Annotated in this window: 22 protein-coding genes, 1 tRNA gene and 1 pseudogene; 15 read left to right on the top strand and 9 right to left on the bottom strand. The window is 69.4% G+C overall.

Annotated features, from left to right (window positions below; all coding sequences use genetic code 11):
- Positions 1-5: 5 nt before the first annotated feature.
- The gene (locus tag ACFVJQ_RS34895) at positions 6-995 is read left to right on the top strand and encodes a LuxR C-terminal-related transcriptional regulator (RefSeq protein WP_385514708.1); all 990 of its coding nucleotides are present in this window, start codon (positions 6-8) and stop codon (positions 993-995) included.
- Here the strand turns inward: ACFVJQ_RS34895 and ACFVJQ_RS34890 are convergent.
- Both ACFVJQ_RS34890 and ACFVJQ_RS34885 read right to left on the bottom strand, forming a co-directional pair.
- On the bottom strand, positions 958-1,998 hold the full coding sequence (locus ACFVJQ_RS34890) for a response regulator transcription factor (RefSeq protein WP_385514707.1): 1,041 nt from the start codon (positions 1,996-1,998) through the stop codon (positions 958-960). The two genes, ACFVJQ_RS34895 and ACFVJQ_RS34890, sit on opposite strands and share 38 nt — an antisense overlap.
- Positions 1,999-2,215: 217 nt before the next feature.
- Positions 2,216-3,325 (bottom strand): sugar ABC transporter substrate-binding protein, encoded by a 1,110-nt coding sequence (locus ACFVJQ_RS34885; protein ID WP_385514706.1) that lies wholly within the window; start codon positions 3,323-3,325, stop codon positions 2,216-2,218.
- 296 nt (positions 3,326-3,621) lie between these two features.
- Here ACFVJQ_RS34885 and ACFVJQ_RS34880 point away from each other — a divergent pair, with 296 nt between their 5' ends.
- Positions 3,622-5,691, top strand: a complete 2,070-nt coding sequence (locus ACFVJQ_RS34880) for a fibronectin type III domain-containing protein (RefSeq protein ID WP_385789670.1) — start codon at positions 3,622-3,624, stop codon at positions 5,689-5,691.
- Between the two features lie 68 nt (positions 5,692-5,759).
- Here ACFVJQ_RS34880 and ACFVJQ_RS34875 read toward each other — a convergent pair whose 3' ends face one another.
- The 4 genes from ACFVJQ_RS34875 to dnaK are packed head-to-tail and all read right to left on the bottom strand — an operon-like array spanning position 5,760 to position 9,915.
- Positions 5,760-6,206, bottom strand: a complete 447-nt coding sequence (locus ACFVJQ_RS34875) for a heat shock protein transcriptional repressor HspR (protein ID WP_385514704.1) — start codon at positions 6,204-6,206, stop codon at positions 5,760-5,762.
- A 5-nt stretch (positions 6,207-6,211) separates the two neighbouring features.
- Positions 6,212-7,390 (bottom strand): molecular chaperone DnaJ, encoded by a 1,179-nt coding sequence (dnaJ, locus tag ACFVJQ_RS34870; protein ID WP_385514703.1) that lies wholly within the window; start codon positions 7,388-7,390, stop codon positions 6,212-6,214.
- 33 nt (positions 7,391-7,423) lie between these two features.
- A complete protein-coding gene (gene grpE / locus ACFVJQ_RS34865; protein ID WP_224739786.1) occupies positions 7,424-8,068 on the bottom strand; it encodes a nucleotide exchange factor GrpE in 645 nt (214 codons plus the stop codon).
- Positions 8,065-9,915: a molecular chaperone DnaK gene (dnaK, locus tag ACFVJQ_RS34860; RefSeq protein WP_224739787.1), complete on the bottom strand. Its 1,851-nt coding sequence runs from the start codon at positions 9,913-9,915 to the stop codon at positions 8,065-8,067. Before dnaK ends, grpE begins: the two co-directional genes overlap by 4 nt.
- A 416-nt stretch (positions 9,916-10,331) precedes the next feature.
- Here dnaK and ACFVJQ_RS34855 point away from each other — a divergent pair, with 416 nt between their 5' ends.
- The 5 genes from ACFVJQ_RS34855 to ACFVJQ_RS34835 all read left to right on the top strand — a co-directional run bounded on the left by ACFVJQ_RS34855 (position 10,332) and on the right by ACFVJQ_RS34835 (position 18,486).
- Entirely contained in the window at positions 10,332-12,599 is a 2,268-nt protein-coding gene (locus ACFVJQ_RS34855; RefSeq protein ID WP_385789667.1) for a (Fe-S)-binding protein, read from the top strand.
- A gap of 196 nt (positions 12,600-12,795) precedes the next feature.
- On the top strand, positions 12,796-14,205 hold the full coding sequence (locus ACFVJQ_RS34850) for an FG-GAP and VCBS repeat-containing protein (RefSeq protein ID WP_385789665.1): 1,410 nt from the start codon (positions 12,796-12,798) through the stop codon (positions 14,203-14,205).
- Between the two features lie 228 nt (positions 14,206-14,433).
- Positions 14,434-15,912 (top strand): FG-GAP and VCBS repeat-containing protein, encoded by a 1,479-nt coding sequence (locus ACFVJQ_RS34845; protein WP_385514700.1) that lies wholly within the window; start codon positions 14,434-14,436, stop codon positions 15,910-15,912.
- Positions 15,913-15,986: 74 nt separating this feature from the next.
- Complete coding sequence (locus ACFVJQ_RS34840) at positions 15,987-17,426, top strand: FG-GAP and VCBS repeat-containing protein (RefSeq protein ID WP_385789663.1); 1,440 nt, start codon at positions 15,987-15,989, stop codon at positions 17,424-17,426.
- 70 nt (positions 17,427-17,496) lie between these two features.
- On the top strand, positions 17,497-18,486 hold the full coding sequence (locus ACFVJQ_RS34835) for a YIP1 family protein (protein ID WP_385789661.1): 990 nt from the start codon (positions 17,497-17,499) through the stop codon (positions 18,484-18,486).
- A 99-nt stretch (positions 18,487-18,585) separates the two neighbouring features.
- Here ACFVJQ_RS34835 and ACFVJQ_RS34830 read toward each other — a convergent pair whose 3' ends face one another.
- Positions 18,586-19,083 (bottom strand): phosphoribosyltransferase, encoded by a 498-nt coding sequence (locus tag ACFVJQ_RS34830; RefSeq protein ID WP_385514697.1) that lies wholly within the window; start codon positions 19,081-19,083, stop codon positions 18,586-18,588.
- 7 nt (positions 19,084-19,090) lie between these two features.
- Positions 19,091-19,666, bottom strand: coding sequence for a dCTP deaminase (dcd, locus tag ACFVJQ_RS34825; RefSeq protein WP_224739795.1), 576 nt, complete (start codon positions 19,664-19,666; stop codon positions 19,091-19,093).
- A 507-nt stretch (positions 19,667-20,173) separates the two neighbouring features.
- Here dcd and ACFVJQ_RS34820 point away from each other — a divergent pair.
- From ACFVJQ_RS34820 to ACFVJQ_RS34795, 6 genes and pseudogenes are all read left to right on the top strand, one after another.
- Positions 20,174-20,247 (top strand) — tRNA-Gly (locus ACFVJQ_RS34820).
- Between the two features lie 442 nt (positions 20,248-20,689).
- A complete protein-coding gene (locus tag ACFVJQ_RS34815; protein ID WP_385789659.1) occupies positions 20,690-21,280 on the top strand; it encodes a DUF3761 domain-containing protein in 591 nt (196 codons plus the stop codon).
- Positions 21,281-21,482: 202 nt separating this feature from the next.
- Positions 21,483-21,656 carry a hypothetical protein gene (locus ACFVJQ_RS34810; protein ID WP_385514695.1) on the top strand — a complete coding sequence of 58 codons (174 nt, stop codon included), beginning with the start codon at positions 21,483-21,485 and terminating at the stop codon, positions 21,654-21,656.
- A 36-nt stretch (positions 21,657-21,692) separates the two neighbouring features.
- Complete coding sequence (locus ACFVJQ_RS34805) at positions 21,693-22,217, top strand: C39 family peptidase (RefSeq protein WP_385514694.1); 525 nt, start codon at positions 21,693-21,695, stop codon at positions 22,215-22,217.
- Positions 22,217-22,578, top strand: a pseudogene (locus tag ACFVJQ_RS34800) (glutamate ligase domain-containing protein). Before ACFVJQ_RS34805 ends, ACFVJQ_RS34800 begins: the two are co-directional and overlap by 1 nt.
- A 107-nt stretch (positions 22,579-22,685) precedes the next feature.
- Complete coding sequence (locus tag ACFVJQ_RS34795; protein ID WP_385514693.1) at positions 22,686-23,180, top strand: hypothetical protein; 495 nt, start codon at positions 22,686-22,688, stop codon at positions 23,178-23,180.
- Positions 23,181-23,583: 403 nt separating this feature from the next.
- On the opposite strand, the gene ACFVJQ_RS34790 is transcribed toward ACFVJQ_RS34795, so the two are convergent.
- On the bottom strand, positions 23,584-24,123 hold the full coding sequence (locus tag ACFVJQ_RS34790) for a helix-turn-helix domain-containing protein (protein WP_385789656.1): 540 nt from the start codon (positions 24,121-24,123) through the stop codon (positions 23,584-23,586).
- Between the two features lie 437 nt (positions 24,124-24,560).
- Between ACFVJQ_RS34790 and nhaA the strand changes: the two genes are divergently transcribed.
- A complete protein-coding gene (nhaA, locus tag ACFVJQ_RS34785) occupies positions 24,561-25,883 on the top strand; it encodes a Na+/H+ antiporter NhaA (protein ID WP_385789654.1) in 1,323 nt (440 codons plus the stop codon).
- A gap of 43 nt (positions 25,884-25,926) precedes the next feature.
- A complete protein-coding gene (locus ACFVJQ_RS34780) occupies positions 25,927-26,106 on the top strand; it encodes a hypothetical protein (RefSeq protein ID WP_385514689.1) in 180 nt (59 codons plus the stop codon).
- The last annotated feature ends 424 nt before the right edge of the window (positions 26,107-26,530 follow it).

Genomic DNA, 26,530 nt, shown 5'->3' with positions numbered 1-26,530 from the left:
TACACGTGACGGCACCGGCCCATCCGGAGCACGGCGTGGAGGACCTGTGCGAGGCGGGCACGGAACTGTACGCCCGTGCCCTGCGCGAAGGGCACGTGGCCGCCGCAGACGCCGAGGGGGCGCCCTGTCTGGTCGCCTTCGGTCTGCTGCGGCCGGTCGTTGAGGACATCGGCCTGCTGGCGGCGGTGGCGCCGACCACGGCCCTGCACCGGCTGCTGCGCGGCTCGGCGGAGCGCATCGCCGAGGAGCGCCGACACGAGGCCCGGCTGACCGAGGTGTTCGAGCCTCTGTTGCGGATGGACGACCGACGCCCGGCGGCGGCCGACATCCCGAGCATCAGGGTTCTCAGCGGCACCGAAGAGATCAACCAGGCCATCACCGAGGCCATGGCAGAGGCGACGCAGGAAGTCCTCTGCGTCCAGCCGAACATCAACTACAGCAATCCGCGGGGCCAGCGCGCGCAGAGCGTCGCCATGACCCGCGATCAGGCACTGCTGGACCGCGGCGGCCGAATCCGCACTCTCTACCAGCACACGCAGCGCCACATACCGATCGTCCTCGCCCGCTATGAGCAGCTCAGGGGCGACGCCGAGGCCCGCACGCTCGACGAGGTCACCGACCGCCTGATCGTCGTGGACCGGACCGTCGCCTTCCTCCCCGCCAACGAGGACGGCACCCACGCCCTGGAAGTCCGCCAGCCGGCGCTGATCTCGTACTTCGTCACCACCTTCGACCGCCTCTGGCGCCTGGCCACCCCGATGTACCCCCAACCAGTCCAGCGCCCGTCCGTCAACGGCATCACGCCCCGCCAACGTGCCATCGCTGGTCTCCTCGTCGAGGGCCATACGGACGCCGTCATAGCCGACCGCCTCGGCATGAACGTCCGCACCGCCCGCGTCCACATCGCCAAACTCGCCACCACCCTCGGCAGCGAAAGCCGGGCCCAACTCGGCTATCTCATCGGGCAGTCGGGGATCCTTGATCAGGCAGGGTGAGTTCGGCGGCGGACAGGGGCCGGGCGGGGCCGTCGAGGCCGACCTGGGCTATCCGTACGCCCAGCTGCGTCCGGCTCGCCGCCCCCAGCGTCTCCGACAGCCGCGCGATGTGTGCCCGGCAGGTACGGACGCTGATCCCCAGCCGCTCCGCGATCACCGCATCCTGGTGGCCCTCCGCCAGGAGTGCCGCGATGGACTGCTCGCGGTGGGAGATGCCCTCGATGCCGGTGTCGGGGAGGGGGGCGGTCAGGGGGATCGCGAGGCGCCACAGGCGGTCGAAGACCGTCACCAGGTACTCGACGAGCGCGGGGTGACGCAGCTCCAGCGCCATCGTGCGGTCGGCGTTCGCGGGGATGAAGGCGACCGTGCGGTCGAAGAGGATCAGCCGGTCGATGACCTCGTCCAGGGTGCGCGCCTGAACCGCGTCGCCCATCAGGTCGAGGTAGTTCAGCAGACCCTGCCCGTGCCGGGCCACATGGTTGTACAGGTCGCGCATGCGCACACCCCGGCCGCGCAGCGCGAGCGCCCGGTGCAGACCCTCGGAGAGCTCGTGCTCGCGCCGGATGCCGCCCGGCTGGACGGTGAGGACCTCCGTCGTGCACTCCTCGGTCGCCTTGTCCAGGGCCGCCTGGATGCGGGAGGAGCCGTCCAGGACCCGGATGGCGGTGCCCTCGCCGGCTCCCGCCGTGGACGTGCGCCCGCCGAGACCGGCGTACCACTCGAAGGCCGTGACCGCCGAGCCCATCCGCCGCTGGCTGGCGCTGATCTCGTCGTACACCCCGCGCAGCAGCCGGGTCATGACCTCCTGCGGCGAGGTCGGCACCAGCCAGTCCATGTCGTCGGGGTCGGGGTGCAGCAGGGCGAGTTCCAGCAAGCAGGGCACCGCGTCGGCATCGCGGCGCGACACGCGTCCCCGCCGCACGGCCCGGGAATACACACGATCCCCGGCCTCGCACAGTCGGTCAGCACCATGTGGATGCTCGTCCGTCCCGTGCCCGGCCATGGCCCATCCCACCCCCGGTTCCAGCGTCTTCCGCAGCGCAACTATGCGCGGACGGGACCTGCTCCGCAACACGGCTCACTCCCCGATGACCGAGGGAAACCACCGGTATGGCCGGATTCGCCCCCCACCCCAGGCTGTTCCGTTGCAACAACCTGCAACCGCCGAAGGGGGCTCGCGCCGACGACGCGAGCCCCCTTCTGTGCAGGACTGTGCAGGGCTACTTGAGCCCGATGGCCGTGCACGCCGCCTTGTACTCGGCGGTGCAGATCTCCGAGACCTTGTAGATGCCGTCCGCGACGACCGTGTCCTTGATGTTCTCCTGGGTCAGGGCGGTGACGGTGACGAGCTGGGCGGGGATGTCCTTGTCCGTGGGGCTGTCGACCCTGTCGCGGGTGAGGGCGTCGAACTGGATGTCCTTGCCCTGGACCTTGGCCACGGCCATCTCGGCGGCGGCCTCGGCCTCCTGCGGGTAGGACTTGTACACGCTCATGAACTGCTCACCGGTGACGATCCGCTGCACGGCCACGAGCTCGGCGTCCTGCCCGGTGATCGGCGGCAGCTCGGTCACGCCGGCGTCCTCCAGGGCCTCGATGACGCCGCCGGCCATGCCGTCGTTGGCGGCGTAGACGGCGGCGATGTTGTCCCTGCCGATCGCCTCGATGGCCTCGGCCATGTTGGCCTGGGCGTTCTCCGGCTTCCAGTCCTTGGTGTCGAAGGACTGGGCGATGGTCACGTTGCCGTTCAGCTCGGACAGCGCGCCCTGCTTGAACTGCTTGGCGTTGGGGTCGGTGGGCGAACCGTTCATCATGACGATCTTGTCGGAGGTGTCGATGTCGCTGCCGAGCGCCTCGAGGAGAGAGCGGCCCTGGACCTCGCCGACGAGTTCGTTGTCGAAGGAGATGTACGCGTCGATGGGACCCTCGGCGAGCCGGTCGTAGGCAATGACCGGAATGCCCGCTTCCTTGGCCTTTTCGACGCTGCTCGCGATGGCGTGCGCATCGACGGCGTCCAGCAGGATGACATCGACCTGGTCGTCGATCATCTGCTGGAGCTGGTCCGCCTGCCTGGTCGCGCTCGCGTCGGCGTTGGCGTACTGGACCTTGCCCTTGTTCTTGGTGAGGGCGGCGACCCGCTCCTTGATGATGGGGTAGTCGAACTTGTCGTAGCGCGTGTTGGCCTTCTCCGGGAGCAGCAGGCCCACCGTGACGTCGTTGCCCTTGGTCGGGCTCGCGTCGGCGCTGTCGCCCGTCGCGCCCAGCACGCCACAGCCTGCCAGCGACAGGGTCAACGACGATGCGACCACGGATATGGCGATACGACGACGCATACGGGAGCTCACTTCTACTGCCTTCCGGACATGGCCGCGACACTGCGGCCCGGATGACTGGAAAGCCAACGCGTCGGCGCCCCCCAGCGTCAAGCGAAACTACTTAACGAGATGACAACATCACGTTCCGCTTAGCCCGTGAACACGCCGCGAAACGCCCTCCCGACGCCCCTCACTACCCCTCCATCCACGGGGAGCTGGAGCGTGGACGAAGATCCGTACAACCAACCGCTTTCCCCGCGAGTCGTGATCGCGAGGGCTGTTTTCCGCCACTCCTGATGCGACCAGAGGACCGAATGAACCCAGCCAGACGCACGACCGCCGCGGCAGCAACCGCGGTCGTGCTCGCCACCGCGGGCGGCCTGCTCACCGCTGTCGCCGTGCCCGCATCCGCCGCGACCACCTGCACCTCGCCCGTGTTCAAGCGGCAGTTCTTCGCGAACACCAGCTTCTCGGGCACACCAAAGAAAACGGACTGCGACAGCACCATCAGCCAGAGCTGGTCCGGCAGCCCGGTCTCCGGCGTGCCGTCGAACAACTTCGGTGTCCGCTGGTCGGTGACCCGCGACTTCGGCTCCGGCGGCCCCTTCACGTTCACCGTCTCCGCCACCGACGGCGTCCGCGTCTACCTGGACCCCGGGGCAGCCAACGCCCGCAAGATCGACCTCTGGAAGGGCACCGGTGACACCGCCCGCTCCAAGAGCGTCAACCTCACCATCCCCTCCGGCAAGCACACCCTGCGCATCGACTACGTGAACTGGACCGGCGCCGCCAAAGTCAAGTTCACCTACGCCCCGCGCACCTCCGCCACCGTCGACAAGGTCAAGCCCCTCGCCCCGACCGGCGCTTCGGTCACGTACGACAAGACCACCGGTGCCGCGAAGGCCACTTGGGCGAAGAACAAGGAGATGGACCTCGCCGGCTACCGCGTCTACCGTCGGCTCAAGGGCAGCAGCACCTGGTCGAAGCGCACCACCACGGCGGGCACCTCGTTCACGGAGACCCTCGCCAAGAACGGCGCGATCTACTACTACGAGGTCCGCGCCTATGACAAGGCGGGCAACGAGTCGGCCGGCACCGCCGGCCAGTCCGTCACCACCGTCGACACCATGGCACCCGCCGCGCCGACCGGTGTGGAGGAGAACTGGGCCATCGGCACCGTCTCGAAGGTGCACCTGTACTGGAACGGGAACACCGAGCCGGACCTGGCCGGTTACCGCGTGTACCGGTCGACCCGGACGCCCGTGGCCGTTACCCCGGAGAACCTCGTCAGCGGCAGTGATCCGGTGCTCGGCGCCGGCTGGGGCGAGAACGTACCGCAGACCGGCGACTGGTACTACTACGTCGTCACCGCCGTCGACACACACGGCCTGGAGTCCGCGCCCTCGAAGCCGGCCGCGTTCGAGACGCTCGACCGGACGCCCCCTGTGGAGACCGCCCTGAACGCCCGTGCCACGGAGGACGAGGCGGGCGTCACGATCAGCTGGGACGCCTCCGAGGTGAGCAGCGGGGACGACTTCGTCGGCTACAAGGTCTTCCGGTCGCTCAAGCCGCGGTCCGCAGGGTCCGCCGCCTGGGAAGTCGCCACGGGTGTCAAGGGCACCGCCGCCCTCGACCCGGCCCCGCAGCCCGGTACGACGTACTACTACTGGGTGCATGCCGTGGACGCCGCTGGGAACTGGGGGCCGGTCTCGCAGGACGTCGTCGTCACCCCGGCCGGGAACACCACCGCGCCCGCCGCGGTGACCGGACTGAGCGCGGTTGCGAAGGAGGACGGCGTCGCCCTGTCCTGGGACGACGCGAGCGACGAGCCCGGCTTCGACCACTACCTGGTGTACCGGGGCACGCTCGTCGACGGCGAGTGGGTCTACGAACCGCTGGAGCACCCGGCCGACTTCAAGCCGTGGCAGATCACGGCGACGAGCCATCACGACCGCACCCCCGCCGACGGCGAGCAGGTGCGCTACAGCGTCGTCGCCGTCGACCAGTACGGCAACCAGCTCACCCCGGGCGTCGAGGCACCCGTGGTCGACCTGACGGAACTGGACCTGAGGCCGACCGTCCCGGCCGCGGCGGGGGCGCCGGTGGCGTACTTCAGCGCGGCGTCGGACGGCTGGCTCGCCTGGGCCCTGGGCGCCGACACCAACGCCGCCGACAGCCCGGTCACCGGCTTCAACATCTACCGCTGGAACCGCACCACCGGTGCGTACGAGCTGATCGGCACCGAGCCCGAGGACAACTCCTCCACCGGGTACTGGCTGGACCGCACGATGCCCGCCGCCACCACGGTGTACTACCGCCTCACCGTGGTGTACGCGGACGGCACGGAGTCGGAGGCGTCCGAGGACGTCGCCGTCAGCTACTGACGGCACCACGGACGGCGAAGGGCCCGGAGATCACGGAGATCTCCGGGCCCTTCCTCACACGTATGTGCCTAGTCCTTGGCCTTCTTCGGCCGCCACACCACCAACGCGCTGGTCTGCTGCACCTCCTGGTACGGCACCAGGTCGCGCCGGTACGAGGCGTGCACCGCGGCCTCGCGCTGCTGCATCGCCGCGGCGGCACCGTCGAGGGCGGCCTCCAGCTCGGCCACCCGGGACTGGAGGGCCGCGACCTGGTTCTCCAGTTCGATGATGCGCTTGATGCCGGCCAGGTTGATGCCCTCGTCCTGCGACAACTGCTGAACGGTGCGCAGCAGTTCGATGTCGCGGGCCGAGTAGCGGCGGCCCCGGCCGGCCGTGCGGTCCGGAGACACCAGGCCCAGGCGGTCGTACTGGCGCAGTGTCTGCGGGTGCAGGCCGGACAGCTGGGCCGCCACCGAGATGACGTAGACCGGGGTCTCCTCGGTCAGTTCATACGGGTTGCGTCGACGGCCGTCCATCTGACTCATGCTCCCTTCGCGGCCTGGAACAACTCCGCCCGCGGATCCTCGCCCGCGGTCGCCTCGCGATACGCCTCGAGTGCGTCACGAGCCTTCCCCGTCAGGTCCTTCGGGACACTCACCTCGACGGTGACCAGGAGGTCGCCGCGGGTGCCGTCCTTGCGGACCGCGCCCTTGCCCCGGGCCCGCATGGTGCGGCCGTTGGGCGTACCGGGCGGCAGTTTCAGGGTGACCGGCGGGCCGCCCAGGGTGGGGACCCGGACCTCGCCGCCGAGTGCCGCCTCGGCGAACGTCACCGGGACGGTCACGGTCAGGTTGTCGCCCTTGCGGCCGAACACCGGGTGGGCGTCGACGTGCACGACGACATACAGGTCGCCCGCCGGGCCGCCCCGCTCGCCCGGTGCGCCCTTGCCCCGCAGGCGGATGCGCTGGCCGTCCGACACCCCGGCGGGGATGCGGACCTGCATGGTGCGGGACGACTTCGCGCGGCCGCTGCCCTTGCAGACCTCGCAGGGGTTCTCCGCGATCAGGCCGCGGCCCTTGCAGTCCGGGCACGGGTCGGTCAGGGAGAAGCCGCCGCCCGAGCCGCGCGCCACCTGGCCGGTGCCGACGCACGTCGGGCACACGCGTGGTGTGCCGTTCGCGTCGCCGGTGCCCGAGCAGGCCTTGCACGGTGCCTGGGAGGACATCCTGAGCGGCACCGTCGCGCCCTCGATCGCCTCGGTGAAGCTGAGGGTGACCTCGGACTCGATGTCCTGGCCGCGGCGCGGATGCGTCCGCGTCCCGGTCGTGCCGCCCCGATTGAACAGGCCCCCGAAGACGTCACCGAGTCCGCCGCCGAAGCCGCCGGCCCCGCCCCCGCCCTGGGTACCGCCTCCGAAGAGGTCGCCCAGGTCGAAGTTGAACGAGCCGCCGCCCGCGCCGGGGCCCGGGCGGAAGCCGCCGTTGCCGAACAGGGTGCGGGCCTCGTCGTACTCCTTGCGCTTCTTGGGGTCGCCGAGGATGTCGTTCGCCTCGGAGATCTCCTTGAAGCGCTCCTCGGCCTTGGCGTTTCCCTTGTTGGCGTCCGGGTGGTACTCGCGGGCGAGCTTGCGGTACGCCTTCTTGATCTCGGCCTCGGTGGCGTCCTTGGGGACGCCGAGGACCTTGTAGTAGTCCTTCTCGATGAAGTCCTTGGTGCTCATCCCCGACGTCCCTCCTTCCTCGTCAGTTCAACGTCAGCCCTCGTCCGGGCCACCGTTCTCCTTGTCGTCGCCCTCGGCCGGTTCCTCGGCCTTTACCGTCTGCGCGCCCGGCTGCGGCTCGGCGACGGCCACCCGCGCGGGGCGGATGGTGCGCTCGCCGATGCGATACCCCGGCTGGAGGATCGCGACGCAGGTCGTCTCCGTGACGTCCGGCGCGTAGCTGTGCATCAGGGCCTCGTGGATCGTCGGGTCGAAGGGCTCGCCCTCCTTGCCGAACTGCTGCAGGCCCATCTTGGCCGCCACGGTCTCCAGCGACTCGGCGACGGACTTGAAGCCGCCGACCAGCTCGCCGTGTTCCCGCGCGCGTCCGATGTCGTCGAGCACGGGCAGGAGCTCGGTCAGGAGGTTCGCGACGGCGATCTCCTTGACCGTGATCCGGTCGCGCTCGACCCGGCGGCGGTAGTTCTGGTACTCGGCCTGGAGCCGCTGGAGGTCCGCGGTGCGCTCGTTGAGCGCGGTGCGCACCTGGTCCAGCTGGGCCAGCAGACCGGCATCTGCGCTTGCGTCCCCGGCCGGGGCCGCCCCCTCTGCGGGAGCGGCCTGCGGCTCGGCGTCGTCAGGAGTGGCGCCGGAGGGGACGTCGGGCTTCTCTTCAAAGCCCGGGGTCTCCTCCGTCACGCGGCACCGTCCTTACGCTCGTCGTCCACGATCTCGGCGTCCACGACGTCGTCGTCGGCCGGCTTGGCCCCACCGGCGGTGGCACCCTCGGGGCCGCCCGCGGCCTGCGCGGCATTGGCGTCGGCGTACATGGCCTGGCCCACCTTCTGGGAGACCGCGGCGACCTTCTCGGTGGCCGTGCGGATCTCGGCGGTGTCCTCGCCCTTCAGCGCGGTCTTCAGCTCCTCGACGGCGGCCTCGACCTCGGTCTTGACGTCGCCGGGGACCTTGTCCTCGTTGTCCTTGAGGAACTTCTCGGTCTGGTAGACGAGCTGCTCGCCCTGGTTGCGGGTCTCGGCGGCCTCGCGGCGGCGGTGGTCCTCCTCCGCGTACTGCTCGGCCTCCTGGCGCATCCGGTCGACCTCGTCCTTCGGGAGCGAGGAGCCGCCGGTGACGGTCATCTTCTGCTCCTTGCCGGTGCCGAGGTCCTTCGCCGTGACGTGCATGATGCCGTTGGCGTCGATGTCGAAGGAGACCTCGATCTGCGGGACGCCGCGCGGCGCCGGGGGCAGACCGGTCAGCTCGAACATGCCGAGCTTCTTGTTGTACGCCGCGATCTCGCGCTCGCCCTGGTAGACCTGGATCTGCACCGACGGCTGGTTGTCCTCGGCCGTGGTGAAGATCTCCGAACGCTTCGTCGGGATCGTCGTGTTGCGCTCGATCAGCTTGGTCATGATGCCGCCCTTGGTCTCGATACCGAGGGACAGCGGGGTCACGTCCAGCAGCAGGACGTCCTTGACCTCGCCCTTGAGGACACCGGCCTGGAGCGAGGCACCGATGGCGACGACCTCGTCCGGGTTCACGCCCTTGTTGGCCTCCTTGCCGCCGGTCAGCTCCTTGACGAGCTCGGCGACGGCGGGCATACGGGTGGAGCCACCGACGAGGACGACGTGGTCGATCTCGCTCAGCTGGATGCCGGCGTCCTTGATGACATTGTGGAACGGCGTCTTGCAGCGCTCCAGCAGGTCCGCGGTCAGCTGCTGGAACTGGGCGCGGGTCAGCTTCTCGTCGAGGTGCAGCGGGCCCTCGGCGGAGGCGGTGATGTAGGGCAGGTTGATCGAGGTCTCGGTGGACGAGGACAGCTCGATCTTGGCCTTCTCCGCGGCCTCACGCAGGCGCTGCAGCGCCATCTTGTCCTTGCTCAGGTCCACGCCGTGGCCGGACTGGAACTGCTTGACCAGGTAGTCGACGACGCGCTGGTCCCAGTCGTCACCACCGAGGTGGTTGTCACCGTTGGTGGCCTTCACCTCGACCACGCCGTCGCCGATCTCCAGGAGGGACACGTCGAAGGTGCCGCCACCGAGGTCGAAGACGAGGATGGTCTGGTCGTCCTTGTCGAGGCCGTACGCCAGGGCGGCGGCCGTCGGCTCGTTGACGATGCGCAGCACGTTCAGACCGGCGATCTCACCGGCCTCCTTGGTGGCCTGGCGCTCGGCGTCGTTGAAGTAGGCCGGGACGGTGATGACCGCGTCGGTCACCTTCTCGCCCAGGTAGGCCTCGGCGTCCCGCTTCAGCTTCTGCAGCACGAAGGCGCTGATCTGCTGCGGGTTGAAGTCCTTGCCGTCGAGGTTGATCTTCCAGTCGGTGCCCATGTGGCGCTTGACCGACCGGATGGTCCTGTCGACGTTGGTCACGGCCTGCCGCTTGGCCACCTCGCCGACCAGCACCTCGCCGTTCTTGGCGAAGGCGACGACGGACGGCGTGGTCCTGGCACCCTCGGCGTTGGTGATGACGGTGGGCTCGCCGCCCTCCAGAACGCTGACGACGGAGTTAGTCGTGCCCAGGTCGATGCCGACCGCACGTGCCATGGTTGATTCCTCCAGCTGACTTGAGTGGAACGGACTCAAGTGTGCATGACGCCCGCCGCCGGGTCAACAGACCTGAGTCGATCCGACTCAACTCTTATCCGTTCCTTACGCGCAACTGCCCGGTGACCTGCAGAGACGCAGCGGGGCGGACCGAGGTTGCGTTCACCCGTCCGGTGACCCTCACCGTCAGCCCCGTAGAGCACAGCCCCCAGGTAAACGGAATGTCATGATGTGCGAGGAATACTGAGATCAGTCCGACGCGCCGTGTCCCATACGGTCAGGTATGCCTCAGCGACGCAGATCACCGAGCCCCTGGCTACAGTGCGACCGAGGAAATGGGTAGTCTCAGACGGACTGCATAAGTTACCGCTTAGTAATCAACTGATCTCCCCCCTCGCAGGCCCGAGGAGCCCCCAATGCAACTCGCCGCGATCATCGTGTCGCTGGTCCTGACCGTGGTCGGCGTTGCGCTGCTCGCGCGCGCCATCGGCCAGTTCGTCCGGTACTTCAGACTGGGCCAGCCGGTCCCGGCCGGCAGCCGGACCGACAACCCCTACGCGCGCAGCGTGACGCTGGTGCGGGAGTTCCTCGGCCATACGCGGATGAACCGGTGGGGCATCGTCGGCGTCGCCCACTGGTTCGTGGCGGTCGGCTTCCTGACGCTGCCGCCGACCCTCGCCCAGGCCTTCGGCCAGCTCTTCCAGGCCGACTGGACGCTGCCGATCATCGGCGGGTTCCTGCCGTTCGAGCTGTACATCGAGTTCATCGGCGTGATGACCGTCCTGGGCATCGCCGTCCTGATGGTCATCCGCCTGCTGAGCCTGCCGTCCCGAGCGGGCCGCAAGTCGCGCTTCGCAGGCTCCAAGTCCGGCCAGGCGTACTTCGTCGAGTACGTCATCCTCACCATCGGCCTCGCGATCTACGTGCTGCGCGGCCTGGAGGGTGCGATCCACCACGTGGAGCACTACGAGGCCGCGTACTTCGCCTCGTACCCGCTGGTCCTGGCCTTCAAGGGCCTGAGCGTCACCGCGCTGCAGAACCTGGTCTACTTCGTCGCGATGGTGAAGATCAGCACCTCGTTCATCTGGATGATCGTGGTCTCGCTGAACACCAACATGGGCGTGGCCTGGCACCGCTTCCTGGCCTTCCCGAACATCTGGTTCAAGCGCAACGCCACCGGTGAGACGGCGCTCGGCGCGCTTCAGCCGATGACGTCGGGCGGCAAGCCGATCGACTTCACCGACCCCGGCGAGGACGACGTCTTCGGTGTCTCCCAGGTCGAGCAGTTCTCCTGGAAGGGCCTGCTGGACTTCTCCACCTGCACCGAGTGCGGCCGCTGCCAGTCGCAGTGCCCCGCCTGGAACACCGGCAAGCCGCTCTCGCCGAAGCTGCTGATCATGTCGCTGCGCGACCACGCACACGCCAAGGCGCCGTACCTGCTGGCCGGTGGCGGCAAGACGATGGAGGGCGAGGAGAAGGCGTCCGAGGAGCAGCTCAAGGACGTCCCCGCGGCCGCCCTCGCGGAGGCCGAGCGTCCGCTGATCGGCACCGTCGAGGAGAACGGCGTCATCGACCCGGACGTCCTGTGGTCCTGCACCACCTGCGGCGCCTGCGTCGAGCAGTGCCCGGTGGACATCGAGCACATCGACCACATCGTCGACATGCGCCGCTACCAGGTGATGATCGAGAGCGCGTTCCCGTCCGAGGCGGGCACGATGCTCAAGAACCTGGAGAAGAAGGGCAACCCCTGGGGCCTGGCCAAGAAGCAGCGCCTGGAGTGGACGAAGGAAGTCGACTTCGAGGTGCCGGTCGTCGGCAAGGACATCGAGGACCTGTCCGAGGTCGAGTACCTGTACTGGGTCGGCTGCGCGGGCGCCCTCGAGGACCGCGCCAAGAAGACCACGAAGGCCTTCGCGGAGCTGCTCCACATGGCGGGCGTGAAGTTCGCGATCATGGGTGGGGACGAGAAGTGCACGGGTGACTCGGCACGGCGCCTCGGCAACGAGCCGCTGTTCCAGGAGCTCGGCATGGAGAACGTGGCGGCGCTGAACATGGCGTTCGGCGAGGACGACGAGGACGAGTCGACCCGGAAGCCGAAGTCGGCGAAGAAGATCGTCGCGACCTGCCCCCACTGCCTCAACACCCTCGGCAACGAGTACCCGCAGCTCGGCGGCGACTACGAGGTCATCCACCACACCCAGCTGCTCCAGCACCTCGTCGACGAGGGCAAGCTGATCCCGGTCACGCCGGTCGAGGGCCTCATCACGTACCACGACCCCTGCTACCTGGGCCGGCACAACAAGATCTACACGCCTCCGCGCGAGATCATGACCGCCGTCCCGGGCCTGCGCCAGCAGGAGATGCACCGCCACAAGGAGCGCGGCTTCTGCTGTGGCGCCGGTGGTGCGCGAATGTGGATGGAGGAGCGGATCGGCAAGCGCATCAACAACGAGCGTGTCGATGAGGCGCTTTCGCTCAACCCCGACATCGTGTCGACGGCGTGCCCGTTCTGCCTGGTGATGCTGACCGACTCGGTCAACGGCAAGAAGAACGACGGCCAGGCGAAGGAGTCCATCCAGGTCGTCGACGTCGCCCAGCTGCTGCTGGAGTCGGTGAAGACCCCGGCCGCCCCGGAGGGTTCGTCCGACGCGGAGACGGAATCGGAACCGGAGCCGGTGAAGTAACCGACCCGATCCCTACGGCCGACGCTCCCACGCCCTCGGCGGCGTGGGAGCGTCGCTGTTTCCGAGCCCGGTTCCCGGCGACTTCCCCACCCACCCCAAGAGTTCACCGAACACCCGTACAACCCACGCCCTGTCCCAGGAGTCTCCCGATCGCGACCCCTCACGCACTCGGATTCCACCGACCCTTGGAGCCCCCTTGCGCACGCGCACGAGCCTCCTGGCCGCGGCTCTCCTCACCGCGGCCCTGACCCCTCTGACCACCACCCCCGCCTCCGCCGCCCCCTCCGGTCTCCAGGGCGACTTCAACGGCGACGGCTACCGGGACGTGGCCATCGCCGCCCCGGCCGCTGCCGTCTCCGGCAAGGCGTGGGCCGGGCAGGTGGCCGTGGTCTACGGCACGGCGAGCGGGCCGGACCCGGCCAAGCGCACGGTCATCAGCCAGAACACGGCCGGCATCCCGGGCACCGCCGAGAAGGACGACCAGTTCGGCGACCAGGTCGCCGCCGCCGACCTCAACCGTGACGGCTACTGCGACCTGATCGTCGGCGCGCAGTACGAGAAGGCGGGCGAACAGGAGCACGCCGGCACGGTCGTCGTGGTCTGGGGCTCCGCGAGCGGGCTGTCGGGCGGTACGACGGTGAAGAACCCCCAGCCGCTGTACGGCAGTTACTTCGGCCTGAGCATCGCCGCCGCCGACTTCACCGGCGACGGAAAGCCGGACCTCGCGATCTCCGCGCAGAGCGACTCGGGCACCTCCCCGTACCGGATCCGGCTGATCCGCGGCCCGTTCACCAAGTCCGGCACGACGGGCGCGGTCTCGTCGTACGCACCGGGCATCGACCGGCCCCTCCTGACCGCCGGCCGCGTCAGCGGCGACACCAAGGCCGACCTCGTGGTCACCGGCCTCAAGCCCACCGGGGACCAGCCCCTTGCCACCGCCGCCTACTACCGCGGCACCTCGAGCGGCCTGAGCAAGGCGGCGAGCCTGCGCACGGCCTCGACGGCGGCCATCGGCGACCTGGACAAGGACGGCTACGGCGACATCGTCCTCGGCAACCCGGCCGACCCCGACACCGAGCCGTCCGCCTCCACCGGCGGCAAGATCCACGTCATCTACGGCACCGGCTCGGGCCCGAGCTCGACCCGGCGGGTCTCCCTCACCCAGAACACCGCGGGGGTCCCCGACTCCTCCGCGTACGGCGACGAGTTCGGCCGGGCGCTGGCGATCGGCGACTTCGACAAGAACGGCTACGGCGACCTGGCGGTCGGCGCGCCGGGCGACGCCGACCCGGGCTCGATCACGCTGCTGAAGGGCTCGTCGTCGGGCCTGACCACGACGGGGGCGGTCCGCCTCACGCAGGACAGCTCCGGTGTCCCCGGCACGAACGAGTGGGGCGACGGCTTCGGCGCCACACTCCTCGCCTCCGACGTGAACCGCGACGGCCGCGCCGACCTCACCGCCATCGGTGTCGGCGAGAACAGCCCGGCGGGCGCGGCCTGGTTCCTGCCGAAGGCGGCGGCCACGGGCTCCTTCACCTTCTCCCCGACCAAGCTCGGCCTGTCGACGGCCCAGGGCGGGGCGTTCGGCGTGGACCTGGCGGGCTAGGACCCAGGCAAGGCAGGCCCATCCGGCGCCGGATGGGCCTGCGTTCACTCCCTCACAGCCGGCTCAAAAGTGACCGAACTCACGTACAACCCTTGCCCGTCCACGCAGGTCTCTTGATCGGCGCCCGTCACGTGAACCCCAGTGAAACTCCCGGCAAACGCAGACGGTCCGCACCTCATTGACTGCGGATGCCCGCCAGGCATCCCCGCATGCAGCAGGAGACCCCGCATGCAGCACACCCTGCGACTCGCCCTCGCGACGGCCACCGCGGCCGCGCTGACGGGCGGTCTGCTCACGTTCTCCGCGGCGACGGCGACGGCCGCGGACTCCACGCACGTCCCGCAGGCCGACTTCAACGGCGACGGCAAGGGCGATGTCGCCTTCTCCGCCAGCGGCGCCTACGTCAGTGGCAAGCAGGCGGCCGGCCAGCTGGTCGTCCTCTACGGCACGTCCACCGGCGTCTCGTCCGCGAAGCGCTCCACCATCAGCCAGAACGCCACCGGCACCCCCGGCAGCGCGGAGGCCGGCGACGCCTTCGGCGCCGAGACCGCCTACGCGGACTTCAACGGCGACGGCTACGACGACGTCGCCGTCGGCTCCCCGGCCGAGGACGTCGGCAGCGACAAGGACGGCGGCTCTCTGGCCATCCTCTGGGGCTCGGCGTCCGGCATCACCGGCAAGGGCGTCACCGTCGCCGACCCGGCCCCCACGTCCCACGACTACTGGGGCAAGAACCTCGCCGCGGGCGACTTCGACGGCGACGGCAGGGCCGACCTGGCCGTCGGCAGCAACACCGCCACGATCTACGTCCTCAAGGGCGGCTTCAGCTCCTCCGGCACGCCCGGCGGCCGCTACACGATCAAGCCCCCGATCATGGGCACCGACGCGGGCGGCCCGCTCAACCTGACCGCCGGCAACATCAACGGCGGCCCGGAGACCGACCTCGTGGTCGACGGCTACGAGAACTCCTCCGAGTACGGCTGGAACCGCAACTACTACGTCCCCGGCACCGCGAGCGGCCTGAGCATCTCCGGGGCCAGGACCCTCAAGCCCGGCGTGATCACCGCGATCGGCGACATCGACGCCGACGGCTACGGCGACGTGGTCAGCGGCGCGTACTGGAACACCACCACCGAGGACGGCACCCCGGTCCCCGACTCCGGCAAGGGCGGCAAGGTCTGGGTCACCCACGGCTCGGACGGCGGCCCCCTGACCACCGACGCCACCGGCATCACCCAGGACACCGGCAACGTGCCCGGCACCGCCGAGGGCAACGACTTCTTCGGCTACGAACTCGACCTGGGCGACATCAACGGCGACGGCTACCTCGACCTGGCCATCGGCGTCGCCGGCGAGAACATCGGCAGCGCCGTGAACACCGGCACGGTGACCGTCCTCTACGGCAGCGCCACCGGCCTGAACACCGGCTCCGGCGCCCAGTCCTTCGCCCAGAGCACCGCCGGTGTCCCCGGCAGCGACGAGAACGACGACTACTTCGGCCAGGACGTCAAGCTCGACGACGTCACCGGCGACGGCCGCGCCGACCTCGTCGTCGGCTCCACCGAGAACGCCGGCAACGGCGCGGTGACCTACCTGCCGTCCACCGGCACGAAGATCACCACGTCCGGTTCCCGCACCGTCTCCCCGAGCACCTCGGGCGTCTCGACGACCGGCACACCGTACTTCGGCGCGAACTTCGCCGACTGACCCCCCGTACGACCCAGCGGCCGGGCCTTGGCGACCGAGGCCCGGCCCCTCCCCCAGTCCTGCGGAGCCCTACCTTGCGCAAGCGCACCCTCCTCCTGGCCGCCACCCTCACCACCGGCCTGCTCACCGCCCTGCCCACCACCCCGGCCGCTGCCGCGCCCGCCCGGCACGCCGACGACTTCAACGGCGACGGCTACCGCGACCTGGTGACCGCCGCTCCCTACGCGACCGTCGGCGCAGTGACGCGCGCCGGCGCCGTCGTCGTCCAGTACGGCTCCGCGACCGGCATCAGCACCAGCCGCCGCACGGTGATCTCGCAGAACACCGCGGGCATCCCCGGATCGGCCGAGACGGACGACAACTTCGGCAAGCGGCTCACCTCCGGCGACCTCAACAACGACGGCTACGCCGACCTGGTGATCGGCGCCGAGGACGAGGACGTCGACGGCGACAAGGACGGCGGCGCGGTCGTGGTCGTCTGGGGCGGCCGCAGCGGCCTGTCCGGCGGCCAGTCGATCGCCGACCCGGCCCGCTCCTCGCACGACTCCTACGGCATGTCCCTGGCCGTCGGCGACTTCGACGGGAACGGGCGCAGCGAGCTCGCCGTCGGCAGCACGGGCAAGGACATCTGGATCCACCACGGCATCGGCAAGAACGTCGCCCCCGCGTCCAGTGTCAAGCTCACCCCGGACCTCTACCCGGGCCTGACCCACGGCGCCGAGGCGCTCACCTCCGGCGACGTCAACGGCGACGGCACCGACGACCTCGTCATCACCGGCACGTACCTGATCGAGGACCCGTACACGTACTACGACGCCACCCACGTCTACCTGGGCTCGTCCTCCGGCCCGGTCAGGCAGACCGTCCTGCGCAGCGACAGCTGGCAGACGGCCGCCGCCGTGGGCGACCTCAACGGCGACGGCTACGACGACATCGTCACCGGCGCGCCCCCCGGCTCCGTCCGGGAGGGCGACGGCGGCTCCGTCAACGTGTACCTCGGCAGCAGCAGCGGCACGCGCACCCAGCCCGCCCAGACCATCACCCAGGACACGCCTGGCGTACCGGGCGCCGACGAGCCGGACGACTGGTTCGGACACTGGCTCTCCGTCGACGACATCAACGGCGACGGCTACGCCGACCTGGCGGTCTCCGCCAACTTCGAGACCATCGGCACCGCGAAGCTCGCCGGCAGCGTCACCGTGCTGCGCGGCGCGCCGGACGGCCTGACCACGACCGGCGCCCAGTCCCTCACCCAGAACACCGCCGGCGTCCCCGGCACCGCAGAGACCGCCGACCGCTTCGGCTGGACGGTCCGCCTCACCGACGTCAACGGCGACGGCCGCGCGGACCTGTTCGCCGGCGCCGACGGCGAGAACGACGCGGACGGCGGCATATGGAGCCTGCGCGGATCGTCGTCGGGCGTGACGACGAAGGGCGCCACGAGCTGGGGACCGGCGTCGGTGGGCGTCCCGGCGACCGGCTACCCGCGACTGGGCCAGGGCATTCTGCAGTGACCGGCCAACTGCCCCTGAGGGACGCCCCTTAGGGGCAGGCGCCGGTATCCCGCGGTGCTCCCCGTAAGGGATGTCACAGCTCGGCCGCAAAGCCGGGCCCGCACCCCCGGGCCCGGCACGCGGATCTCCGGGACCAGGTACGTTCGATGACGTGGCTGGATTCAGGATCGGACGCGGCGGCCGGGACAACCGCGCCCCGCACACGCGACCGCAACACCCCCCGTACGGACAGCAGGCGCCGCAGGGACCGTCGTACGGCTATCCCCCGGCGCCGCAGCGGCACCCGCACCCGGGGCAGCAGAGCTACGGCGGCGGCCAGTGGCCGCAGTCGAACGGCGGCTACGGCCCTCAGGGCGGCGGCGAACCGGAGTACTTCGGCGACGACGGCCACCGGCACGGCGCCCCGGACCCGTACGCCGCCAACAACCCCGGCCACACCCAGGCGTTCTCCATCGGCGAGGACCCCTACAGCCAGGGCGACACCTACCGCGCCGGCTCGGCCCCGGCCGCCCCGATCGGCCCGCGTCTGCACTGGAAGGACCTGCTGAGGGGCATCGTCCTCGCCCCCAACCAGACCTTCCTCCGGATGCGCGACTACACGATGTGGGTCCCCGCCCTCGTCGTGAGCTTCCTCTACGGCCTGCTCGCGGTCTTCGGCTTCGACGGCGCCCGCGAGGACGCGATCAACGCCACCCTCTCCAACGCGATACCGATCGTCCTGACGACGGCCGTGGCCATGGTGATCAGCGCCTTCGTCCTGGGCGTGGTCACGCACACCCTGGCCCGCCAGCTCGGCGGCGACGGCGCCTGGCAGCCGACGGTCGGCCTCTCCATGCTCATCATGTCCCTCTCGGACGCCCCCCGCCTGGTCGTCGCGATGTTCATGGGCGGCGACGCCCCGTTCGTCCAGATCCTGGGCTGGGCCACCTGGGTCGCCGGCGGCGCCCTCCTCACCCTCATGGTCAGTCGCTCCCACGACCTGCCGTGGCCGAAGGCCCTGGGCGCGTCCGCGATCCAGCTGATCGCGTTGCTGTCGATCGTGAAGCTGGGCACGTTCTGAGGACCGGCACGACATGACAGGGCCCCGGCGCGCTGGGCGCAGCCGGGGCCCTGTCATATGACTACAACTGATGACTATGAGTGACTATGACGCTGCTGCTCAGGCGTCGAGCACCTGCCCGGCGCGCTTCACCACGGGCTGCTGAACGGACCACGGGAAGTTGATCCACTCGTCGGTCCGCTTCCACACGTACTCGCACTGCACCAGCGAGTGGGACTTCTCATAGATGACGGCGGACCGCACCTCGGCGACCGCGTCGAGACAGAAGTCCCGCACCAGTTTGAGCGTCTTGCCGGTGTCGGCGACGTCGTCGGCGATGAGGACCTTCTTGTCGGAGAAGTCGACGACGTTGGGGACGGGCGCGAGCATGACGGGCATCTCGAGCGTGGTCCCCACTCCCGTGTAGAACTCGACGTTCACGAGATGAATGTTCTTGCAGTCGAGGGCGTAGGCGAGCCCGCCGGCGACGAACACACCACCCCGCGCGATCGACAGCACCACGTCGGGCTCGTACCCGTCATCGGCGATGGCCTGCGCAAGCTCGCGCACGGCAACCCCGAACTGCTCGTAGCTGAGGTTCTCTCGTACGTCGCTCATGCCGGGCTCACACCTGCGTCCGATGGAAATTGATGAAGGACCGCGAGGCAGTGGGTCCCCGCTGCCCCTGGTACCGCGACCCGTACCGCTCACTCCCGTACGGGAACTCGGCCGGCGAGCTGAGCCGGAACAGGCACAGCTGCCCGATCTTCATGCCCGGCCACAGCTTGATGGGCAGCGTCGCGAGATTGGACAGCTCCAGCGTCACATGCCCGGAGAACCCCGGATCGATGAAACCGGCGGTGGAGTGCGTCACGAGCCCGAGCCGCCCGAGCGAGCTCTTCCCCTCCAGCCGGGAGGCAAGATCATCAGGCAGCGTGATCACCTCGAACGTCGAGGCGAGCACGAACTCCCCGGGATGGAGAATGAACGGCTCGTCCCCCTCCGGCTCCACGAGCCGCGTCAGATCGGCCTGCTCGATGGAAGGGTCGATGTGGGGGTACCGGTGATTCTCGAACACCCGGAAGTACCGGTCCAGCCGCACATCGACGCTCGACGGCTGCACCATGGATTCGTCGTAGGGATCGATCCGCACCCGCCCGGCGTCGATCTCGGCCCGGATGTCCTTGTCTGAGAGAAGCACGCCCCGAGGATACGCAAGGCGCGCGGAGCCACGACAATCGTGACGACTCCGCGCGCCACTGCTGAACGGATACCGCTACTGCTTCTCGAGGCTCACCGGTACGACAATGCGCAACCGCGCACATCGCGGACAGCGGACGAGCCGCCCCGGGCCGAGGCGCTCGGCCTGCTGCATCGGAAGCGAAGCGGTGGTGAACACGTGCCCATCGGCACAACGGACGACGGTGCGCTCCATCAAGTCCTGAAGTCCCTTCCCCAAAGAGCCGCGTCTGGCTTGGTGCCCTGACGAGGAAGGCCACATTACGGGACGAAAGGGATGCCCCTCCAGGCGGCACTCCGGACCCGCCCAACCCCTCTCCCACCCCACCACCGTACGCCCCAACTCCGTTCCCCCGCAGCCACATCCCTCCCCCGGAACAAGCCACAGGCCCCACGGTTTGAGCACCGGGGGCCAGCGATGAGGTACAGTGGGCGAGCATTCCGACGCCGACCTTGGTCGGTGTCTTACGCGGGTGTAGTTTAATGGTAGAACATCAGCTTCCCAAGCTGAGAGCGCGAGTTCGATTCTCGTCACCCGCTCCAGAGAGAAACCCCAGGTCCGCGGCCTGGGGTTTGTTTATTGTCTAGGCCAATTTGGGGGTGGCGTGCCCTCCGTGTGCCCTAAGTCGAGGTCAAGGGGCCACCCAGGGACCTTCGGGCGCCAACTCAGGCACCGCAACGCCAGGCGCGTCTCGAATTATGAGACGCATTTTCGGTGACCTGGCCGAGTCGCTTATGCAAAGGGCGACTTGTTGGATGAAGTCGAGCCCCGGCTGCGCGGGCCCTGTTTCGCCTGTTCCACCCCGGCGGTTCGAGCCGGTGGTTCACAATGCGCGACATGTCCACTAGGTACAGCCGCTCTTGAAGACGCCGCCCGGCGCCCCGGTGCGGGCGCCCCATCCAGAAGGGGACGCCGTGCAAGCTCCCCCAAGAGATCGGCCGCGGCTGCCGCCATCACGCCACACGGGCCGAGCGCGAAGCGACAGTGGCAGAGGCTGAGGCCCGAGCCGAGAACGCCAGGCAGCGGGCCGAACGGGAGCGGCGGAGGATCCGCGTCGGCCTCGCGCTCGTCACCCTGGCACTGGTGGCCGGCCTGGGCTCCTGCGCGTGGGGCTCATGGAAAGACGAACAGCACGAGGCCGCATGCAACCCGCTCCGGGCCCAAGCGCGCACGCTGAGCAGCAAGGCGCAGGCGGTGCGGATCCCCCTTGTGCCTGCCACAGACCCGAGCATCCTCAACCTGCAGCTCGGCCTCGATTTCCCGGACGACTTCGGAGATCTCAGCGCCACGTCGGCCACCGAGCTGGACATAGCCACCGCGTACGCCGAGAAACGCGATCTCGCCGGGCAGGCCGCCCGAGTCGTCCTCGACCACCGGGAGTGCTTCGGCGGCCTCTACATAGACCAAGCCTCTCGTATAGAGCAGGCCCCTTCGGAAGTCAGCCAGGTGGTGATGCCTTCGGCCGCGCACTGCCGTGACGGCTGGCCTTCCACGTCCATCGGACGACAAGGTGCCTGTTCCCACCACGGTGGCGTGGTTCCCGCCCGCCCGTGGGCGACGTTGCTCTTCGCCTGATCCAGGTGCGTCAATCGATTGATGTGGACGACCGCGCCCCGCCGTTCGCTCTAGGCAGGCACCAGATCGCCCAGTGCCTCGCGAAGGGCCGTGACCACCACGGGTCCCGCTTCGGCCACCTGCCGAAGGTCATCGCTCTTCATGTAGCGGTAGCTCTGAGGACAGCGAGCCGTACGTGCTGGAGGTCAACACCACACCGGGCATGTCCCGTGACAGCAACTTCGCGGTGGGGGCGGCGATGGTCGGACTCACGCACACGGACGTCGTGTTGGCGATGCTCCATGAGGCCCTGGTCCGCCCGCCATACGATGTCCCCCTGCCCACTCCCGCGTTCTCCAGCACCACACCGACTCGGGAGGCTGCCGTCTCGCCGTAGGAGCCCGCCGCTGTGCCGCGAGTCCACGATGTCCCCATGTGCCGTCAGCTCATCGCTCCCGCCGAGTGGGATCTCCACGGAGGATGGGCGCTCGGGGACAGGACCGAATGGTCCAACCGGGCGTGCGGCCTGGCATCGCTGCGAGCGATCCTCCTCGCCTACCGGAGCGAGGCACCCACGGTCACGGAGCTCCTGAAACTCGCGGTCAAGCATGAGGTTCTGACCCCGCGTGGAGCACTCCACGCGGGGATCGCGGGCCTGGCGACCGATCTCGGAGTCCCCTCGGCAGCGGAGCCCGTGCCCGTCGAAGACCTTGTCACCCGACTCGAGGACGCACCGGTCATCGTGTCGGTGACCGAGCAGTTCCCCGATGACGGCCGTAGGGGCGGTCACCTCGTCATCCTTCGTGGCTACGAGGACGGCTCCGACCCGACGGTCTTCATCCGGGACCCGTCAGCCTGGGGCCAGACGCACGATCGCGTCCCCCTCAGCCGCGTGTCCCCTTCCTACACCGGCCGCGCGATCACCTTCGCGCCCCTGATTCACAACGGAGAGTCCTGATGACCGAGGCAGACGGCGACACGACCGAGGCCGCAGGCGGCCGGAGGATCGCCGTACTCGGAGAGATGCTGGAGCTGGGAGACGAGGCCGTGGACGCCCATCGCGAGGTCGGGCGCATGGCAGCCGAGAACGGCGTCGATCTCGTCGTGGCAGTCGGCGGAGACCTTGCCAAGCAACTCGCCCTCGCGGCGGGCGCGGCGGGCGTGCCGAACATCGCGATGGTCGGGACAATGCCACCGCCGCCGCTTACCTGCAGTCCATCCTCCGCCCCGGCGACGTTGTTCTCGTGAAGGCGTCACGTGGTGGCCAGCTCTGGCAGATCGCCCAAGCACTCACCGGTCAGCCCGTCACGGGCCTGTGAGTCGGCTCCGACCCACTGGTTCCTGGTCTCATTTGGCGTGATCGCACGCGCCTGGCTTGGGTGAAGGGCTAGCTTCGTCGCACCAGCCGACTGAGGGGAGCAGTGCGGTGAGCACACCGGAACAGCGGACGTGCGGTCGGCCGACCCGTTCTGGCAAGCCGTGCCGGGTGCGGATCTACGGATCAGACGTGGCATGCGGCACGCATGCGACAGACGAGGATCGCGCAGTCGCGGCGGCGCATCAGCGGGGTTGGCGCGAGGGATACGAGCAAGGTTGCAAGTCCGGGTCCAGCTCGGCACAGCTCAAGATCGAGTGGCTGGAGCGGCGGGTCAAGGAACTCGAGCAGCGCCTCGACGATGCCACGCGTGTGTATGAGATCGCTGGCGACCAGGTCGTGAGCGTCGGTAGATACGCCTACCGCTGGCGTGGGAGCGGTCGCCTTGAAGTAGGCGATCGTGTGCTGATTCCGGAGAACTACGTGAGTCGCATGAAGGATGGGCCAGGGCCGACGATCGGGGTCGTCAGCGCACTGGGCACGACGTATCGCGGCGAGCTTTCCTACATAGTCGGGCGAGCACCAGCGGCAGACACACCGGCGTAGGGCACACGCCAGAACAGCCGTCGGCGTCCGATTTCGCAGTGGGATCTGAGGAGCGTGATGCGGCCTCGCCCCACGAGGCCGGTCACTTCCCATACGTCTGCTTCCAGCGCGCTCGGTGACGGGAGTCGCCCTGTCCTTGGCCGTTCACCTCGCTCAGGGACGGCAAGGAGGCCCCGTTGTTCCACAGCCCGAGGTGATCCCGGTGCACGGCGATGATTTTGTGCTGCAGCGCAAACTTCTCGGAAGGACGGCTGAACCGCGTGGTCGTAACGAACACGGCCAGGTCGGCCCCGATCACGCCGAGCAGTGCGAGATCACATAAGGAGAGCCCTCAGCCTGCTGTTCCCGTAAGAACGCTTCCGGCGGTGCGCTGTATGGCACCACCCCAAAGCCTTCGGGCCGGCTATGCCGCCGCGTGGCCCTGATCACCGCTTGCCGGCATCCGCAGCGTTTGATCACCGAAGTCGGCAACCAGGTCCAACCTGCCGCGGAGCGCCTCGATGTGACGTGCGATGACATCGAAAGTAGCGCCCTCACCGTGCTCCATCTGGGATACACGAGCGATGCTCACACCCATGCGGGCAGCCACGTCCCTCTGGGCCTGCCCGCACTGCTTGCGCGCCTCGGCGAGTTGATGCCCATGGGCTCCCGCCGGCAGACGGCGCGAACCAGCTTTCACCTCGGTGGGTTCCACACCGGCCGAGTACAGCTCCTGCCCCAGGGTCTCCCAGTCCTGCGGGGCCTTCTTGGGCATGCCTACTCCTGATCCTTCCGTGCCGCCGGTGTAGTCGCGGTAGAGCTGTTCAGCAGCAGGAATGTTGCCGCGGTACCAGCGCTCCCAGTTTCCCGCCTTGTCGCCGCCGAGGAGCAGCAGGGCGGAACGAGTCGGCAGCTCCTTGAGGTGATGCAGGCTGCTCTTGCGTGAGGCCCGCCCTGTCAACACACCCTGAGTGGTTCCTTGAACGGGGCGAGGGCCACTGGGCGCGATGGGGCACAGAAGTGGCCGCCGAGGCCGGCGTGCTGCTCCGCAGCCGTGGGATATGCACGCGCAACCGCGCCCGATTCCGGCTGGCGGGAGACACCACGGTGGCCGCCGGAGGTGATCTCCGACCGGGAGGACCCTGGACTGTGCGGATCAGGCGTCGGCCAGCTCCTCCCGGGATTCGGCCCGTTCAGGGATGACCCGGGTGCGGCGCGCCGACGACAGCTCCGGTGCCGCCTCGCGCAGTCCCCTGGTGGTCCCGCACCGGGCGGCTGTGGGCGGGCTACGGTGGATGAGATGTGACGAATGCACCATAAGGGCACGATCGCACCGGGACGTCCGGTCGGCACCGGAGGGCTCGTGCCTAGCCCGTTGCCCGCGGCCCGGAGGTCCTCCCGATGCCTGCTGCCCCGCGCGAGCCTTCGGTCTTCCTCGGACTGCTGCCCTGGCCGGAACGCGTACAGGTGGCCCGGGCCCTGCGAACGGAGACGGTCGGCGGCCTGGTGCTGCTGATCGCCGCCCTGGTGGCACTGGTGTGGGCGAACACCCCGTGGCGCGGGAGCTACGAGGCGCTGCGCAACGTCCACTTCGGGGTAGCGGCACTCGGGCTGGATCTGTCGGTGCAGCACTGGACCTCCGACGGACTGCTCACCGTCTTCTTCCTGGTCGCGGGGATCGAGCTCAAACGCGAACTCGTGGCCGGCCAGCTGCGCACCCCGGCCACCGCGGTCCTGCCCATGGTCGCCGCGGTGTGCGGCATGGTGGTGCCCGCGGCGATCTACCTGGCCACGGCCGCTGCCGGTGGCGGCCGTGCCGACGGCTGGGCGGTGCCGATGGCGACCGACATCGCCTTCGCACTCGCGGTCCTCGCCGTGCTCAGCACCCACATGCCGACCGCATTGCGGGCCTTCCTGCTCACCCTGGCGGTCGTCGACGACCTGGGCGCGATCCTGGTCATCGCGTTGTTCTTCACCAGCCGCCTGAACCCGGCAGCCCTCGGAGGGGCTGTCGGCGGGCTGGTCGTCTTCTACCTGCTGCAACGGTTCAGGGTGCGCGGATGGTGGTGGTACGTGCCCTTGGCTGTGGTCATCTGGGCGCTGATGTACAACGGCGGGGTGCACGCCACCGTGGCCGGGGTGGCGATGGGACTGATCCTTCGCTGCGCCCACGACCAGAGTACGGGGGAGGACGCCTCGCCCGGGGAGCGCACCGAGCACCTGCTGCGTCCGGTATCAGCCGGTGTCGCCGTCCCCCTGTTCGCCCTGTTCGCCGCCGGGGTGAGCATCTCCGTTCCCGTGCTGGGCCAGGTGTTCACCCGTCCCGAGCCGCTGGGCGTGGTGCTTGGCCTGGTCGTCGGCAAGGCCGTGGGGATCTTCGCGGGAACCTACCTCGCCGCCCGGTACACCCGGGCCCGGCTCAACCCCGACCTGGCCTGGGCCGACGTCTTCGCCCTCGCGGTTCTCGCCGGAATCGGGTTCACGGTCGCCCTGCTCATCGGCGAGGTCTCCTTCGCTGACCCGGCCTACACCGAGCGGATCAAGGCCGCCGTACTGCTCGGCTCACTGCTCGCCGCCGGCATGGCCGCGCTGCTGGTCAAACGCCGTAACAGCATCTACCGCAGGCTGTGGGAGGCGGAGCACCTCGACGAGGACGCCGACGGCATCCCCGACATCTACCAGCGCGGTACGGGCTGCCCGAGGCGTGCCCGGCGCCGCCGGTGACGGCTGAGGACCGGCAGCCCGCCGCAGGAGACGGCCACACCCGGTGACCGTAGGCGCACACCGCCACCGGCATGCGGCCCCCGCCGCGCGACTGATGTCCGCCGCGGCGACCGTCGGCGACGCGCGCACGGCCGACCGGCTGATGACCGACGAGGAGGCGACCGGCGACGTCACCGACGCCCGAAGCGCGGAGGACGCGTGGGAGACGGACGGCGGGGCCTGAGCACCACCGCCGCACTCCCACCACTGAGCGCGACGGCCCTTGCCCTCGGGCCGAGGGAGTCGGGACCCACGGAGACGGCTCACCATGGCAGCGATCCCCGCCATGGCCGCGGCCCGGCCGCACTGAGCCGGAACCGCCCTGATCCGCAGGCTCAGCACTCGCAGTGGAGGAATGGACCGCGGACCTGCGCCACAACGCATGCCGGGGATCGGCCGCCGGAGTCCGCGGGTAGCGCCACCGTGACGCCTGTCGGGGAAGGAGCAACCCGGGTTGCCGGTCGGCCACGGCTGCGTGAGCGTAGGTGATCGGAGAGTGACGAGGAAGGGGATGCGGAATGGTCGGTGCGCTGCGGCACCTGGCGCGGCCCGTCTGGCAGGGTGCCGGGCGGCTGACCACCCCGTTGCTGCCCGACGACTTTCTGGCG

This window comes from Streptomyces sp. NPDC127197 (assembly GCF_042672405.1).
Taxonomy (GTDB): domain Bacteria; phylum Actinomycetota; class Actinomycetes; order Streptomycetales; family Streptomycetaceae; genus Streptomyces; species Streptomyces flavusporus.
The sequence above is the reverse complement of the archived record's forward strand: the minus strand, read 5'-3'. Positions and strand labels throughout refer to the sequence as shown.

Excerpts from the sequence above, each read along its gene's own strand:
- ACFVJQ_RS34855 (WP_385789667.1), top strand. The coding sequence starts at position 10,332 with ATGCAACTCGCCGCGATCATCGTGTCGCTGGTCCTGACCGTGGTCGGC.
- ACFVJQ_RS34810 (WP_385514695.1), top strand. The coding sequence starts at position 21,483 with ATGTCCCGTGACAGCAACTTCGCGGTGGGGGCGGCGATGGTCGGACTC.
- ACFVJQ_RS34845 (WP_385514700.1), top strand. The coding sequence starts at position 14,434 with ATGCAGCACACCCTGCGACTCGCCCTCGCGACGGCCACCGCGGCCGCG.
- ACFVJQ_RS34835 (WP_385789661.1), top strand. The coding sequence starts at position 17,497 with ATGTCACAGCTCGGCCGCAAAGCCGGGCCCGCACCCCCGGGCCCGGCA.
- ACFVJQ_RS34880 (WP_385789670.1), top strand. The coding sequence starts at position 3,622 with ATGAACCCAGCCAGACGCACGACCGCCGCGGCAGCAACCGCGGTCGTG.
- ACFVJQ_RS34875 (WP_385514704.1), bottom strand. The coding sequence starts at position 6,206 with ATGGACGGCCGTCGACGCAACCCGTATGAACTGACCGAGGAGACCCCG.
- ACFVJQ_RS34885 (WP_385514706.1), bottom strand. The coding sequence starts at position 3,325 with ATGCGTCGTCGTATCGCCATATCCGTGGTCGCATCGTCGTTGACCCTG.
- nhaA (WP_385789654.1), top strand. The coding sequence starts at position 24,561 with ATGCCTGCTGCCCCGCGCGAGCCTTCGGTCTTCCTCGGACTGCTGCCC.
- ACFVJQ_RS34830 (WP_385514697.1), bottom strand. The coding sequence starts at position 19,083 with ATGAGCGACGTACGAGAGAACCTCAGCTACGAGCAGTTCGGGGTTGCC.
- dnaJ (WP_385514703.1), bottom strand. The coding sequence starts at position 7,390 with ATGAGCACCAAGGACTTCATCGAGAAGGACTACTACAAGGTCCTCGGC.
- ACFVJQ_RS34805 (WP_385514694.1), top strand. The coding sequence starts at position 21,693 with ATGTGCCGTCAGCTCATCGCTCCCGCCGAGTGGGATCTCCACGGAGGA.
- ACFVJQ_RS34890 (WP_385514707.1), bottom strand. The coding sequence starts at position 1,998 with ATGGCCGGGCACGGGACGGACGAGCATCCACATGGTGCTGACCGACTG.
- dnaK (WP_224739787.1), bottom strand. The coding sequence starts at position 9,915 with ATGGCACGTGCGGTCGGCATCGACCTGGGCACGACTAACTCCGTCGTC.